Raw genomic sequence first — 14,819 nt, 5'->3', positions numbered from 1 at the left:
GCGCCGGCGCCAAGCTCCCGGCGACGGGACGAGGTGTTCCTGCCTTGTCCGGTCACCCGACGGGACGTCGAGATCAGCCTGTCTACCGGTTCGTGGTGTCAAGACCAAGGCGTGTAGCGCCGGTGCCTCCAGACGCCGGATCGCCGCGGTCCTTGTTGAGCAGGATCAGACCGCCCGCCATCGCGAGTCCAAGCAGCACGGCTACCAGGCCGAGCACACCGACGAAGGCGAAAGTCCCGAGCAGGACGTCAACGACCGTGGTCTGCTCCGTCGTCTGCTCCACCACCTCGTAGACAGCCGGGGTCATTGGCTGCGCGAGCATCATGCCTCCCAGGAGCCGTTGTCGTTCGCCAGAGTCGCGAGTGTCCGGACCATCACGCCTGTCGCGCCGGCCGCCGCTTCGTCGCGGGGTTTCTCGTGCCAGGCGGTGCCCGCGATGTCGAGATGGGCCCAGGGCAAACCGTCAGTGAAGGCCTCGAGGAACGATGCGGCGGTGCAGGCGCCCGCCGATCGTCCGCCGACGTTCATGAGGTCGGCCATCTCCGACCGTAGCTGTTCCCGGTACTCCTCGTAAAGCGGCATCGGCCAGACCGCCTCGCCCGCGCGCGCAGCCGCGCTGCGTACGGTCGCGGACCAGGCTTTGGGCCGCCCGAAGAGTCCACTCGTGGCATGGCCTAGCGCAATCACGCAGGCGCCGGTCAGGGTTGCGACATCAACCAGGTGGGTAGCACCCTGCTGGCGCGCGTACCAGATCGCGTCGCCCAGGATCAGACGCCCCTCGGCATCCGTGTTTATTACCTCGACCGTCGTACCGCTGGCTCCGGTCAGGATGTCACCCGGACGGATCGCGCGTCCACCGGGCATGTTCTCGGTCATGGGAACTACACCTAGCACTCGGCGCCGGGCGCCGAGCTGGCCGATTGCGCGCATCGCACCGATCACGGCTGCTCCGCCCGCCATATCGCTCTTCATCCACTCCATGCCGCCCGCCGGCTTGATCGAGATGCCGCCGCTGTCGAAGGTAACTCCTTTGCCGATGAGGGCAAGCAGCGGTGACGGCGGGGCGCCGGGAGGGTCATGGCGCATCACGAGGAGACGGGGCGGTTCGCGACTTCCCTGGGCGACGCCGAGGAATAGCCCCATCCCTAAGTTCGCGATTGCGCGCTCGTCGAGCACCTCCGTATGGATGCCGGCGCCGTCGACCGCTTCGACCGCCTCCCGGGCGAAGACGCGGGGCGTCAGTATGTTGGATGGTTCGTTTGCGAGACGACGCGCCACGTTGGTTGCATCTCCCAGGGCCACGCCGCGCCGGACCGCGTCTCCCATTGCCTCCGTGTGCGTTCCATCCGGCTGGAGAACCGTGCAGGCGTATGGGTTGTCGCCGGAATTGCCAGAGCGCCCATTCCCCATGACGTCGGCATCGGTCTTGTAGCGGGTGTCGCAATAGCCGCCAAGGACCAGGCCTTCCGCCGCGGCCCGCGCCAACTCCTGCCGGTCGCCCGGACCACGGCAGACGAACGCCACGCGCGAGAAACGCCGCGCGCGCGTGAGACGTCCCACGACAGCCGCGGCGTCGCGCAAGCGATCCGTATCGCCGGAGTTGGCATCTACCGTGCCGGCCTTCGCTGCCGGTGCGCCCACCAGGACGACGCGCGACGTCCTCCAGGCGTCATTCCGAAGATGCACGACGAACGTCTCATGCCGCTTCGCGCGGAATTCGCCCGACGTGCGTGCCCGGGCGATCGCGCCGTCCGCCGCGCCGTCAAGTCCGGGAAGGTCATCCAGCGAATCGGCGTCTGGAGCGCCCAGAATCGGAATGGCCACCACGTCCGCATCGGTTGCAGCCGGAAGGGACGCGCCGGCGGTCACGTCCGGCGTGAGCGTGCGGGGCATCGGCACAATTATATCGGCGGCGCGCGAATTCCGGCCTGTTCGAGCCCCGGCCGGAGTAGAATGAAACATGGCTTACCGACTGCTCACCTTCATGTTTGCGCTCGCGCTTGCGGGCAGCATCGGCGCCGTGACACCTGTCGCTCAGGATGAGGATGACGACGCGGACCTTCGGCTCCGCGCAACGCCGCGGGTGGCGTTCGCAGGCAACGACATTCTCTTCGTTGGGGAACTGCGGGGAGGACCTGACGACAACGAGGAACTCTACTGCCCCACCATCGAATGGGACTGGGGGGATGACACGATCTCGGAGAACACGCCTGACTGCGATCCGTTCGAGGCGGGCGTGAGCGAGATCCGGCGGCGCTTCTCCGTCCGCCACACCTTCGACTACCCCGGGCGGTACGAAGTGCGGCTGCACCTGAAGCGGCAGGACGACGTGCTGATCTCGGCCCGAACCCGCATTGAGGTGCGCGGCCAGCGCTTCCGGTAGAAGTCCGGCGCGTTCAGCGACCCGCCGTCCGGGAACCTGCCGCCATCACCTCGCGCCACGCCGCGGCCGACTCGAACACGCGGTCTATCGCGCCTCCGTCGGAGAGACCATCGCGGATAGTCTCCAGTTCGGCAATAAGCCGATCGAGTGCGACGTGGATTTCGTCTTCGTTCGTTGCACAGATGTCCCGCCATATGTCGGCCGGACTCGACGCGAGGCGCGTCGTATCGGACAACCCTCTACCACTCAGCGAAAGCCCCTCCGCTCCGATCTCCTCACCCACCACGTGCATTAGCGCACTGGCCGCCAGTTGCGGGAGGTGGCTGAGGAATGCCATCAGCCGATCGTGCGCCTCCGCGGTGACGACGTGCGGTGTCGCGCCGAGCGCGGTGACGAATCGTCGGAGGCGGTCGAGCGCCTCGGGGTGATGATCGTCCGTCGGCGTGAAGAGCCAGGGGCGAGTCTGAAAGAGGTCTGGGCGCGCCTGATCGAACCCGCTCCGAGGCGCGCCGCCAAGCGGATGTCCGCCGATGAAAGTGAGGCGCGTCGGCAGGGCGCGTGCCGCCGAGACGATGTCCCGCTTGGCGCTGCCGACGTCGGTGACGACGGCGTGCCCGGAAACGTGCTGTTCAAGGTCGGCCAGGATCGTCAGGTTGTCACGGACCGGCGCCGCCAGGATCACGAGATCCGCCTCGGCCATCACGACCGGGTCGTCTGCCGCCACGTCAATCGCGTGGCGGACCATGGCGCGCTCGAGAACCGCCTTGTCGTCGACTCCGATAACGAAACCCGCAGGCCAGAGTTGGCGTGCGGCGAGTGCGATGGAGCCACCAATCAGCCCGAAGCCGACGATGGCTACCTTGTCGAAGATCGGCGGGTCGCCGGTGGCCGGGATCGTCCCGGCCCGCCCTGGTTGCACGACGGGGAGGCGGCGCGCGTCGTCTGACATCGTCTGGCGGTCCGGATCCGTGTCACGCCCTCGCCGGGACGCGGCGCGCGGCCGGCTCGACGCAGATGCTCCTGCCGATGGCCGGCGCAATGATCCGCAGTTCCGCCATCAGGCGGTCGAACTGCTCCGGGAACATCGACTGCGCCCCGTCGCTCTTGGCATGGTCCGGGTCGGGATGCACCTCGATGATCAGCCCGTCGGCGCCTGCCGCGACGGCGGCCCGAGCCATGGGCGCCACCTTGTTTCGCAGTCCCGTGCCATGGCTCGGATCCGCGACGATCGGCAGATGGCTCAGCTTGTGGATCACGGGCACGGCGGAGATGTCGAGGGTGTTCCGCGTGTACGTCTCAAAGGTCCGGATTCCCCGCTCGCACAACACCACGTCGGTGTTGCCGCCCGACAGAATGTACTCCGACGACAGGAGCCATTCTTCGATAGTGGCGGAGATGCCCCGTTTCAGGAGGATCGGCGTCCGTCGGCGACCCAGTTCCCGCAACAGAGAGTAGTTCTGCATGTTGCGGGCTCCGACCTGCAACATGTCCGCGTAGCGCTCCACGAGGTCGATCTGGCTGACGTCCATGACCTCGGTGACGAGCTTCAGGTGGTGCCGGTCGCATGCCGCGCGCATCATCTTGAGGCCATCCTCGCCGAGGCCCTGGAAGCTGTAGGGCGAGCTGCGAGGCTTGAAGGCGCCGCCGCGCAACATCTTGGCGCCGGCACCGGCGACGGCCGTGGCTGATGCCTCCACCTGCTCTTCCGTCTCTGCCGAGCAGGGACCGGCCATGACAATCACCTCGTCGCCTCCGATGCGAAAGTCGCCCATCGAGACAAGCGTCCGTTCCGGCTTGAAGGTTCGACTCGCCAGCTTGTACGGCTCCGTGATTCGCAGTACCTGTTGCACGCCCTCCATCACCTGCAGAAGGGCGGAGTCGAATTCCCGGTTACCGCCCACTGCGCCGAGCACGGTCTTCAGCGCGCCGGTCGACCGGTGCACGTCGAACCCCTTCTCGACCAGCGTCGCGATGACATGCTGGATCTGATCCTCCGACGCCCGTTCTTCCATCACTACAACCATGATCTCTCTCCTTCATCCTGTTTCCGAACGGTGCCTACTGCCGTTCGCGTCCTTCCGTTGTCAGCCGCTCCATCCGGCGCGACTCGTCGATGATCCGCTCGAAGACCCGAGCAACCGCGTCACCGTCGAGCGGGCCGGGATTCGTCTGCCGGACATGCTGGAGCACCGCCTTCTCGCGGGCCGGATCGTAGATTTCCATGCCCACCCGACCCTTGAGCCAGCCGATCTCGTTTGCGCAGGTGGCTCTCGCGTTCAGCAGGCGCACGATCTCTGCGTCGAGCCGGTCGATTTGTCCCCGGAAGGCGTCCAGGCTGGTGGTGATGTCGTTTCCGCCATCTGCCGCTGGCGCCCCCTGAGTCTCTGTCTTTTGGTCTGCCCCCATGGGTCTCGCTCCCGCGCGTTCCCGCGCCGTCCATCCAGGTCGCTCAGTCGTCATCCGGCCCTGCCGTCGCCGCCGTTCCGTTTGCGACGGCGACCGCTCCATCCGCTCCCCGGAGCCAGGCGACGTACCGGGCCGCCTCTGTCGCTGCCGTGTCCGGGGTGGCACGGGCGATCACGTCCACGAGCGCGCTGCCGACAACCGCGGCGTCCGCCCAGCGGGTCACTTCAGCCACCTGCTCCGGTCGCGATATCCCGAAGCCCAGCGCGACGGGCAGTTCGGACGCCGCGCGTATCCTCTCGACGAGCGCCTTGGCGCCTACGGCGATCGTATCTCTCGCGCCGGTCACCCCGAGTCTCGAGATGCCGTAGAGAAACCCTCGTCCCAGTGCTGCGGCCCTCCGGAGCCGCGCATCGGTGGTCGTCGGCGACAGCAGGAATATCGGGTCGATTCCCGATCCGTCCAACGCCGCCCGCAACCCGTCAGCCTCTTCTATCGGCAGATCGAGCATCAGCACGCCGTCAACGCCCGCCGCGGACGCCCGGTCGACGAAGTCTTCGAGCCCCATCCGAATCACCGGATTGGCGTACGTGAACAACACGATTCCGGCCCGAATCGACGGTCGAACCTCCGCCACGAGAGACAGGGTCCGGCGGAGCGTGGCGCCGGCGGACAGCGCCCGTTCGGAAGCACGCTGAATGACCGGCCCATCAGCCAGCGGATCGGAAAAGGGCACGCCTACTTCGAGTACGTCGGCGCCCGCCGCATCGAGGGCCCGAAGAATGCGACCGGAGCAAGCCAGGTCGGGGTCGCCCGCCGTCGTGTACGTCACCAGACCGGGCCGGCCCGCCCGGCGCAATGCGGCGAATGTCGTTTCGAGGCGCGACATCAGCTCGCGCTCCCCCCAGGGGTTGGATTGCCTTCCGCCTCGCGATCACGGACCGCTTCGACGTCCTTGTCGCCTCTTCCGGACAGATTCACAAGGACTACGTTGCCGCCTCCCAGGGCAAGGGACAGGCGCCTCGCGTAAGCCACGGCGTGCGCTGACTCCAGCGCCGGCAGGATGCCCTCCGTCCGTCCCAGTTCCCGGAACGCGGCCAGCGCATCGGTGTCGGAGACCGAGTCGTACTCGGCGCGTCCGAGGTCGCGCAGCCACGCGTGCTCCGGACCGACCGCAGCATAGTCGAGTCCGGCCGAGATGGAATGGGTCGGCTCGATGTTGCCGTCGCCGTCCTGCAGGATGAAGGTGCGCGTTCCCTGCAGTACGCCCGCCATGCCGGTGGCGAAGCGGGCCGCGTGGCGTCCGGGCGCAAGGGATTCGCCGCCTGCCTCGACGCCGATCAGCCGGACCTGTCCGTCATCGACAAAACCGTCGAAGATGCCCAGCGCGTTGCTGCCGCCGCCTACGCAGGCGACCACGGCATCCGGGTTGCGGCCGACCAGCGTCTGGGTTTGCGCGCGCGCCTCACGGCCGATCACCGACTGGAACTCACGCACCATCAACGGGTACGGGTGCGGGCCAAGCACCGAGCCGAGCAGGTAGTACGTGTCCGTCACGTTCGTTACCCAGTCGCGCATCGCCTCGTTGATCGCATCCTTCAGTGTCCGGCTGCCCGCGTCGACTCCCGTCACGTCCGCCCCGAGCAGACGCATGCGGTAGACGTTGAGCGCCTGCCGCGCCATGTCTTCCGTTCCCATGTAGACATGGCAGTCGAGGCCGAGCAGGGCGCAGGCGGTGGCCGTCGCGACGCCATGCTGCCCCGCCCCGGTTTCCGCGACGACGCGCCGTTTTCCCATCCGAACCGCAAGCAACCCCTGGCCCAGCGCGTTGTTGATCTTGTGGGCGCCCGTATGCGCGAGATCCTCGCGTTTCAGGAGGATGCGGGCTACCCGGTCCACGGCGACTCCCGCGTCCGCCGCGACGGCGGCGCGCAGGCGGTCGGCTGCCGTAATCGGTGTCGGCCGGCCCACGTAGCGCTCCAGCAGGCCAGCGAGTCGATCGGCGAATGCGGGATCGGCGCGCGCTTCGTCATAGGCCGCGGCCAGTGCTTCAACCGGCGCTACCAGCGTCTCCGGGACGAACCGGCCGCCGTAGGCGCCGAAGTAGCCCCGTGCATCGGGATCGCGCCGGTGAAAGACCGGTGCCGTCATCGCGAGTTCTCCAGGGTACGCCGGGGCGCGGCCCGCATGCCGTCGCCCATCGCCTGATGGGTGGCGCGAACCGCGTTGAAGAACGCGCGCAGTCTATCCGGGTCCTTTTGACCGGGCGACGCTTCGACGCCCGACGACACGTCGAGGCCATGGGGCCGTACCCGCCGGAGCGCCGCGCCGACATTGTCGGGGGCTAGTCCACCCGCCAACATGGTGCGGCGTTCGGCGGCGATGACAGCGGCTATCTCCCAGTCGATTGTCCGGCCCGTCCCGCCTCGGCGGGTGCGGTCCGAGGCATCGAGCAGCACGGTCACTTCGTCTGGCACCTCATCAACCCGGGCACGCGTGACGTCACGATTCGAATCGACCGCCACGGCCTTCCAGACATCGTACGGAAGGCCGTCGCACAGGGTCGCCGGCTCGTCGCCGTGCAACTGCACCCCGGCGAGACCGACCGTGCCGGCGACCTCCTGCACTTCTTCACGCGTCGGATTCACGAAGACACCGACCGGGACGACGTTCCCGGGCATAGACCGCACGATCCCGGCCGCAACCGCGGGCTCGATGTAGCGGGGACTGCGCGGCCAGAAGATGAAGCCGACTGCGGAGGCGCCCAGCTTCGCTGCAAGAGCGGCATCTCCCGCCCGCGTGATCCCGCACACTTTCACGTTCACCATCATGCGGTTGCCTGGATCCGCGCTGCCGCGGGTCTCCTGCCACGCGGGATCTCTCCCGTCTCGTTCAAGAGGCTACCGAGCGATGCACCCGGATCGGGCTCCTGCATCAGCGACTCGCCGATCAGGAACGCGTCGTAGCCGGCACGCCGCAATCCCGCCAGATCGGTCGCCGTGCGCAGGCCGCTCTCCGCGACCGCGACGACGTCCTCGGGGATCGCTTCGATAAGGGTGCGTGACGCATCGAGGTCAACCTCGAGCGTCCGCAGGTTCCGGTTGTTGACACCGACGATGTCCGCGCCGGCGTCGAGCGCCCGGTCGAGTTCCCGGCGGTCGTGCACTTCGGTCAGGGTTGCCAGTCCAAGTTCGCTGGCGGCATCCGTCAAATCCCGGAGGTTCCTGTCGTCGAGGGCCGCCACGATTAGCAGCACGGCATCCGCGCCCGCCTCGGCTGCGTCCGTCAGCTGGCGCCGATCGATGATGAAGTCCTTCCGAAGCAGCGGCAACGATACCTCTCGCCGGACGGCGGCGAGGTGTTCGAGGGCGCCATCGAAGAAACCCCGCTCGGTGAGAACCGAGATCGCCGCGGCGCCCGCGTCGGCATAGCTCGATGCGATGGCCGCAGGATCGTAGTCCTTGCGGATCACGCCTCGAGAGGGCGAACGCCGCTTGCACTCCGCGATGACCCGGCATCGACCCGTTTCGCGCAGTGTCTCGATGAACACCTGGCCCCGCGGCTGGTGACCGCGTGCGGCGCCCTTCCCGCGAGCCGCCGGATCGGATCTCGTCCGGTCCGAGAGGTCACGCCGCGTCGCGGCCACGATCGTCTCGAGGAGATCAGGACGGTACGTCACGCGCTACCCTCCTGCGAAACCCGCGCCATCGTGGCGAGCGTTGCCTGCGCCCTTTCCTCGTCGATTGCCCTCGCGGCCAAGGCCACTCCGTCCCTGAGCGAGTCGACCTGGCCGGCCACCAGCAGGCCCGATCCCGCGTTCGCGAGAACGAAGTCTCGGGCCGGTCCCTTCTCTCCGCCGAGCACGGAGCGCGCGACGGCGACACTCTCGTCGAGGCCCTCCACGCGAAGGTCACTCAGGTTCGTCTCGGGCAGGCCGAAGTCACCGGGAGACAGAAAGAAGGCGGCAACCTCCCCGTCGCGCACCTCGCACACCTTCGTCGGCCCGACGGTCGACACTTCGTCGAGACCGGCCGTGCCATGGACTACCCAGGCACGCTCGGTCCCCAACTCGAGCAGCGCCTGCGCCAGCAGGTCGGTCAACTCCGGCCGCGGCACGCCAATCACCTGCCGGCGCGCGCCGGCTGGGTTGGTGAGTGGGCCCAACAGATTGAACGCGGTCGGCACTCCCAGTTCGCGTCGAACCGGGCCGGCATGGCGCATGGAGGGATGGAACGCCGGCGCGAAGAAGAACCCGATACCCGCCTTGTCGAGACATCTGGTCACGATGTCCGGGCCCGCGTCCACTCGGACGCCGAGTGCTTCGAACAGATCGGCGCTGCCGCACCGGCTAGAGACCGACCGGTTACCGTGTTTCGCCACCTCGATCCCGCACGCCGCGAGCACGATTGCCGTGACGGACGACACGTTGAACGTGTTCGACCGATCGCCGCCCGTGCCGCAGGTGTCGAAGCAGGCCTCACGCACCGCCGGAAGGCGCACGGCGTGGTGGCGCATCGTCCTTGCGAGCCCGACCAGCTCCGGCGGCCGGACGCCCTTCATGGCAAGGGCGATCAGGAAACCGGCGATCTGGGTCGGCGTCGCCCCGCTCGACATCACCTCCTCCATCACCGCCTCGGCCTGTCCGGCGACCAGATCTTCCCGACGCAGCAGGGTCTCGATAGCCTCCCGCGCCCGAGTCCCCGGGGGTGTCGGTTCCGTCACGATGCACACTCCAGGAAGTTGCGGAGAATGTGGCGTCCCGCGCCGGTCAGGATCGACTCGGGATGGAACTGCACGCCGTGCACCGGCCATGAACGGTGACGCAGCGCCATGATGGTGCCGTCCTCGCGCGCCGTCGCGACAACCGCCAGTTCTTCCGGCAGGCCGTCGCGATCCACGGCGAGCGAGTGGTACCGCCCCGCCGAAAAGGAGCCGGTCAAGCCGGCGAAGAGCCCATTCCCATCATGCTCGATGGTTGACGTCTTCCCGTGGAGCAACGCGGGCGCCGCGACAATCGTGCCGCCGAACGCCAGACCGATCGCCTGGTGGCCGAGGCAGACCCCGAGAATCGGGATACGTCCCGCGGACGCTCGGATTAGATCGACCGTGATGCCCGCGTGCTCCGGGCGTCCTGGCCCTGGGGAAATCACGATCCGTTCGACAGGCATCCGTTCCACCTCCGCCAGCGTGACCGCGTCGTTGCGCCGCACATGCAGCGACGCGCCCAGTTCACCCAGGTACTGCACCAGGTTGTAGGTGAACGAATCGTAGTTGTCGATCACCAACACCATGTCATGGGTCTCCGTCTCCACCGGAGTCGCCTTGCGCCATCCGGATTGCCCGGAACATCGCGGACGCCTTCGCGCGCGTTTCCTCGTACTCCGCCGCGGGATCGGAATCCGCCACGATGCCCGCGCCGGCCTGCACGGAGGCACGCCCGTCGCGGATCACAATCGTCCGGATGGTTATGCAGCAGTCCAGATGGCCTGCAAAGTCGACGTACCCGACCGCGCCGGCGTACACCCCGCGCCGTGTAGGCTCGAGTTCCTCGATGATCTCCATGGCGCGGATCTTCGGCGCGCCGGATACCGTTCCGGCCGGGAAGCAGGCGGTGAGCGCATCGAGTGCGTCGTGCTCGTCGGTCAGCCGGCCAACGACCCGGGACACGAGGTGCATCACGTGCGAGTACCGCTCCAGCGTCATATAGACCGGCACCTGGACCGAGCCGTACGCCGAGACGCGTCCCAGGTCGTTTCGGCCGAGATCGACCAGCATGACGTGCTCGGCACGTTCCTTCTCGTTTTCGATCAGCTCTTCCGCCAGCGCTTCGTCGGCCTCCGGCGTGGCGCCGCGCGGCCGGGTGCCCGCAATCGGATGCGTCTCGGCCCGGCGGTTCTCCACCCGGACCAGCATCTCCGGTGACGATCCGACTATCGCCAACTCCCCCATCCGGAGGCAGTACATGTAGGGAGACGGGTTGACGTGGCGGAGGGCCCGGTAGACGGCGAAGGGATCGGCCGCGAGTCGTGCGTCGAAGCGTTGCGAGAGCACGACCTGGAAGATGTCGCCCGCGGCGATGTACTCCTTGGCGGTTCGAACCGCCTGCTCGAATCTCTCGCGCGTCGTGTTCGACTCGAAGGCGACGGGCGCGTCGGGCGCGGAAGGCGGTGCCGAGAGAGGACGCTGCAGCTCGGCGCGGAGGCAGTCGATCTTCGCAACGGCCAGATGGTAGCGGGCGCGAAGGTCGCAATCCTGCTCCACCGCCGCGTTGGCGACGATGAGCATCCGATGCTTCACGTGATCGAATGCGAGCACGGTGTCGAAGAGCATGAACGCCGCCTCGTCCGCCGCGCCGCCACCCTCCTGCTCGAACGGCTTCGGATGCGCGAAACGGGCGTCGGCAAGCTTGGACTCGAACCAGGCGGCTGTGTCGTAGCCGAAATAGCCGACCGCGCCACCGGTGAACCGAGGTAGCGATGCCACACGCGGCGCCCGGTATCGCGCCATCACGTCACGCAGCGCGTCCATGAAAGTCCCGGGCCGTTCGATCGACTCCCCGCCGTTCCTGCCGGCCTCACGGCAGAAAGTCCGCCCGCCGCTGGACCGCAGCACGAGGAAGGGGTCCTTGCCGAGGAACGAGTAGCGTGCGAGCCGCTCTCCGCCGGCGATGCTCTCGAACAGAAACGCGTGGTCTGCGTGCTCCGCCACCGTCAGGAAGGCGGAGACGGGCGTGAGGAGGTCGGTCCGTACTTCGCGGCAGACGGGAATGAAGGTCCCCTGCTCTGCGAGATCGGCGAACTGCTCGAACGTCGTTTCGATCGCGCTTTCCGTCATGTCGCCGCACCATCTGTGCCGGTCGCCTGACGCGCGAGATCCCTCTCCGCCGCAGCCCGAAACAGTCCGCCTGGTGGGCGCTTGCCCGTCCACCAGGCGAACTGCTCTTCTGCCTGCGCCACCAGCATCGCGAGGCCGCCAATCGTTTCACATCCGGCGCTCGCCGCGTCCGCCAGCAGACGTGTCGTGGTCGGGTTGTAGACCATGTCGTAGACGATCTGGCCGTCAAACGGTCCATCCGGCAGCGGACTCGCTTCAACATCGGGGAACGTTCCGACCGGCGTCGTGTTGACGAGCAGGTCCCATGATCCGCGCCCTGGAGGGAGTGGCGCCGAGGCGACGCCGGTTGCGCGCGCCACCTCGGCCGCCCGCTTCGGTCGGCGCGCGCATACCGTCACGATGGCGCCCGCTTGGCGGAGCGCGTACGCCGCCGCTCGGGCCGCGCCCCCGGCGCCGAGAACCGTGGCGCGGGCGTCGGCGAGGCGCAGCCGACCCGCGAGCGGCGCGAGAAAACCGGCGACGTCCGTGTTGCAGCCGATCCAGCGCCCGTCGACGATCCGTAGCGTATTGACGGCGCCGACCGCCGACGACACATCGTCACGGACACTAGTGGATTCCGCCACCGTTTCCTTGAATGGCGCGGTGATGCTGGCCCCGCGTAGATCCGCCGACCGGGCAAAGGCCGCGAAATCGTCGGTGCTCTCCGCTTCGAGCGGCAGGTAGATGGCATCCATGCCCAGGGCGCGGAAACCGGCGTTGTGCATCGCGGGAGACACGGAGTGACCGATTGGGGCGCCCAGAACGCCATAGACCGCCGTGCGTGAAGTCACTTCACCGGCGCGGAATTGGTTCCTCATGCGTTTCAGGTCAACCTGACCCGGTGCGACGCCGTCGCCCGCATACGTCCAGCAGGATCCGAAGCGTCCCGCGAGCAGGCGCGACGGGATTCCCGCCGCGCCCATCGCGACCAGCACGCGCCGCCCGCCATCCTCTTCGTTCCTCGGATTGCCGGTGGCGGTCACGCGCAGCGCGTCCGTCAGACTGCTGACGGCAACCGCCACCTTGACCACCTCCGCACCAGTCGCGCGCATGGCGCGGTAGCGTTTGGCGAGATCGTCGGGCCGGCGGTCAAAGGCGTGATACGACAGCACAACGCCGTGGCCGCGGCGGGACCGAATGAGCCTGTTGGCGAACGGCGCGTCGTGTTCCACATCGATGTACTCGGCGCCCCGGGCTGCCGCCTCGAACAGGATCGACTCACGTTCGGTTTCACTGCCGTCGAAGTGGCCTCCCTCCCGGGTTGGCCGGCACGTGACGACAACCGGTGCCCGGCGGCCGGCGATTGCCGCGGCAACGTCCGGCCGGTTGACCGTGTCGAGGCGCAGTTCAACCAGGTCCGCTTCGGTCTGTGCGTCGCGGTGTGCGCGCAGCTCGGCTGTCGTGTCGCCGGTCACGGTCGCGCAAATCCACGCCTTGGGCATCGGTCCTGCCTCCGGACACAAAAAAGCCTCTTCAACCGGCTGGCTGAAGAGGCTGTGGTGTCGTCCGTCGGTCTCTGATCAGGTGCGGATGACAGCCTCCCCAGCAGGCAGCCCAAACGAGTAACGCCACCAATACCCGTAGGGGGCACGCGCCGCGCCACTCTCGAACGAACCGCTCTGCCGACCCGGAAACGTCATCGTAGCGCCGGAGCGTAGCAGACCGTGTCGAAGCGTGTCAATTGGGCCGGTGGTCGGGGCCCGATTGCGGTGGCGGGTCCTTTTCGGGGATACTGGGGACGCCGTAACCGACGGGGGATGTCGATGAAGATCTTTGTCCGTGGCGGACTGGCGATAGCCGTCCTGTTCCTTCCCGCTATCGCCCTGGCCCAGACTCAGACCGACGTGACCTTCGCGAAGGACATCGCGCCCATCCTTCAGCAGAGCTGCCAGCAGTGCCACCGCCCGGGATCGGTGGCGCCGATGTCGCTCCTCACCTACGAGGAGGCTCGGCCCTGGGCGCGCGCGATGAAGAACCGGACCGCGCTCCGCAACCGGCGCGGCGCCATGCCGCCCTGGTTCATCGAGAAGGACCTCGGCATTCAGAACTACAAGAACGATCCTTCCCTGAGCGAGGAAGAGATCGCGAAGATCGCCACCTGGGCCGATTCCGGCGCGCCGCTCGGCGATCCGGCGAACCTCCCGCCGCCGCTCGATTTCGGCAACGCCGACGAGTGGTCGATTGGCGTACCCGACCTCGTGCTGGAGTCGCCGGAGATTGTCGTTCCCGCCGCGGCGCCCGACAAGTGGACGTCGCTTGGCTCGATCCCGACCGGCCTCACCGAGGATCGCTACGTGGCGGCGGTGGAGGTGCGCGAGATCAACGACGTTCCCAAGGACGCCGCGAGTGACACGGTGGGCGGCCGCTACGTCTTCCATCACCAGACCTACACCACTTTCGCGCCCGAGGATGACTCGCAGACGGCGCCCACGAGCTGGCCGGTGCACGAAGTGGGCCGCAACGCGGACATCTTCCCGCCGAACGCGGGGCGGCGGCTGGCAGCCGGCTCGGTACTCGATCTCGAGACGGCTCACCTGCATTCGAACGGACGCGAGACCCGGGCCCGACTGCAGTTCGCGTTCAAGCTGCACCCTGCCGGGTATGAGCCCGAGGTCAACTACTCGCGCGCCTTTACCGGCAACGGCGTCGATATCGATATCAAGCCGAATCAGGCGGGGCAGGAACTGCACGCCTACCGGGTCCTCGATCAACACACGAAACTGCTGTCGTTCGAGCCGCACCAGCACGCGCCCGGCACGCGGATGTGTCTCGAGGCCATCTGGGGGCACAACATCGAGACGCTGACGTGCGCCCACTACGACCACAACTGGGTGAAGCAGTACATCTATGAGGACGACTACGCCCCGTTGCTGCCGAAGGGCACGATTCTGCACATCATCGGTTGGCTCGACACCACCGTGTCGAACCGTAACGTCGCCGACCCCCGCAACTGGTCGGGTGGCGGCCGCCGGTCCGTCGCGAACATGTTCATCGACCTCGGCCTGGCCGTTGAATTGACCGATGAGCAGTTCGAAGCGGAGATGGCGGCACGCCGCGAACGGTTGCAGCTCTCGAAGAACGACCATCTGATCGGCTGTCCACTCTGCGGCGTGGAGTTCCCGTCGGAGGCGGAGGCGGCGGCCGACGCCGGTCCCTAAGC

General features: G+C 67.6%; 15 protein-coding genes. 2 read left to right on the top strand and 13 right to left on the bottom strand.

Translation table 11 applies throughout. The features are described 5' to 3' along the window. Positions 1-82: 82 nt before the first annotated feature. The gene (locus F4Y45_08805; protein ID MXY24606.1) at positions 83-322 is read right to left on the bottom strand and encodes a hypothetical protein; all 240 of its coding nucleotides are present in this window, start codon (positions 320-322) and stop codon (positions 83-85) included. After that, complete coding sequence (locus F4Y45_08800) at positions 322-1,893, bottom strand: leucyl aminopeptidase (GenBank protein MXY24605.1); 1,572 nt, start codon at positions 1,891-1,893, stop codon at positions 322-324. The genes F4Y45_08805 and F4Y45_08800 overlap by 1 nt, the downstream gene beginning before the upstream one ends. A gap of 67 nt (positions 1,894-1,960) precedes the next feature. Here F4Y45_08800 and F4Y45_08795 point away from each other — a divergent pair, with 67 nt between their 5' ends. Continuing rightward, the gene (locus tag F4Y45_08795) at positions 1,961-2,383 is read left to right on the top strand and encodes a hypothetical protein (GenBank protein MXY24604.1); all 423 of its coding nucleotides are present in this window, start codon (positions 1,961-1,963) and stop codon (positions 2,381-2,383) included. Between the two features lie 13 nt (positions 2,384-2,396). Here F4Y45_08795 and F4Y45_08790 read toward each other — a convergent pair whose 3' ends face one another. Genes F4Y45_08790 through F4Y45_08740 form a run of 11 tightly spaced genes read right to left on the bottom strand, consistent with a single transcriptional unit; the run spans position 2,397 to position 13,101 of the window. Further along, positions 2,397-3,332: a prephenate dehydrogenase gene (locus tag F4Y45_08790; protein ID MXY24603.1), complete on the bottom strand. Its 936-nt coding sequence runs from the start codon at positions 3,330-3,332 to the stop codon at positions 2,397-2,399. A gap of 22 nt (positions 3,333-3,354) precedes the next feature. Further along, positions 3,355-4,407 carry a 3-deoxy-7-phosphoheptulonate synthase gene (gene aroF / locus F4Y45_08785; protein ID MXY24602.1) on the bottom strand — a complete coding sequence of 351 codons (1,053 nt, stop codon included), beginning with the start codon at positions 4,405-4,407 and terminating at the stop codon, positions 3,355-3,357. Positions 4,408-4,441: 34 nt separating this feature from the next. Beyond that, positions 4,442-4,789, bottom strand: coding sequence for a chorismate mutase (gene pheA / locus F4Y45_08780; protein MXY24601.1), 348 nt, complete (start codon positions 4,787-4,789; stop codon positions 4,442-4,444). 43 nt (positions 4,790-4,832) lie between these two features. Beyond that, the gene (locus F4Y45_08775) at positions 4,833-5,675 is read right to left on the bottom strand and encodes a tryptophan synthase subunit alpha (protein ID MXY24600.1); all 843 of its coding nucleotides are present in this window, start codon (positions 5,673-5,675) and stop codon (positions 4,833-4,835) included. After that, entirely contained in the window at positions 5,675-6,937 is a 1,263-nt protein-coding gene (gene trpB, locus F4Y45_08770; GenBank protein ID MXY24599.1) for a tryptophan synthase subunit beta, read from the bottom strand. Before trpB ends, F4Y45_08775 begins: the two co-directional genes overlap by 1 nt. Beyond that, positions 6,934-7,617 (bottom strand): phosphoribosylanthranilate isomerase, encoded by a 684-nt coding sequence (locus tag F4Y45_08765; protein ID MXY24598.1) that lies wholly within the window; start codon positions 7,615-7,617, stop codon positions 6,934-6,936. Before F4Y45_08765 ends, trpB begins: the two co-directional genes overlap by 4 nt. Continuing rightward, positions 7,614-8,465 carry an indole-3-glycerol phosphate synthase TrpC gene (trpC, locus tag F4Y45_08760; protein ID MXY24597.1) on the bottom strand — a complete coding sequence of 284 codons (852 nt, stop codon included), beginning with the start codon at positions 8,463-8,465 and terminating at the stop codon, positions 7,614-7,616. Before trpC ends, F4Y45_08765 begins: the two co-directional genes overlap by 4 nt. Then, positions 8,462-9,598, bottom strand: a complete 1,137-nt coding sequence (trpD, locus tag F4Y45_08755) for an anthranilate phosphoribosyltransferase (GenBank protein ID MXY24596.1) — start codon at positions 9,596-9,598, stop codon at positions 8,462-8,464. The genes trpC and trpD overlap by 4 nt, the downstream gene beginning before the upstream one ends. Next, positions 9,505-10,077 carry an aminodeoxychorismate/anthranilate synthase component II gene (locus F4Y45_08750; GenBank protein MXY24595.1) on the bottom strand — a complete coding sequence of 191 codons (573 nt, stop codon included), beginning with the start codon at positions 10,075-10,077 and terminating at the stop codon, positions 9,505-9,507. Before F4Y45_08750 ends, trpD begins: the two co-directional genes overlap by 94 nt. Position 10,078: 1 nt before the next feature. Continuing rightward, complete coding sequence (gene trpE / locus F4Y45_08745) at positions 10,079-11,620, bottom strand: anthranilate synthase component I (protein ID MXY24594.1); 1,542 nt, start codon at positions 11,618-11,620, stop codon at positions 10,079-10,081. Further along, positions 11,617-13,101: a type I 3-dehydroquinate dehydratase gene (locus F4Y45_08740; GenBank protein MXY24593.1), complete on the bottom strand. Its 1,485-nt coding sequence runs from the start codon at positions 13,099-13,101 to the stop codon at positions 11,617-11,619. Before F4Y45_08740 ends, trpE begins: the two co-directional genes overlap by 4 nt. A gap of 321 nt (positions 13,102-13,422) precedes the next feature. On the opposite strand from F4Y45_08740, the gene F4Y45_08735 reads away from it, so the two are divergent. Continuing rightward, complete coding sequence (locus F4Y45_08735; GenBank protein ID MXY24592.1) at positions 13,423-14,817, top strand: cytochrome c; 1,395 nt, start codon at positions 13,423-13,425, stop codon at positions 14,815-14,817. The last annotated feature ends 2 nt before the right edge of the window (positions 14,818-14,819 follow it).

The organism is Acidobacteriota bacterium, assembly GCA_009838525.1.
In the GTDB taxonomy this organism is placed as follows: domain Bacteria; phylum Acidobacteriota; class Vicinamibacteria; order Vicinamibacterales; family UBA8438; genus VXRJ01.
Note: the sequence above shows the minus strand (reverse complement) of the source record. Positions and strands in the feature narration are given on the sequence as shown.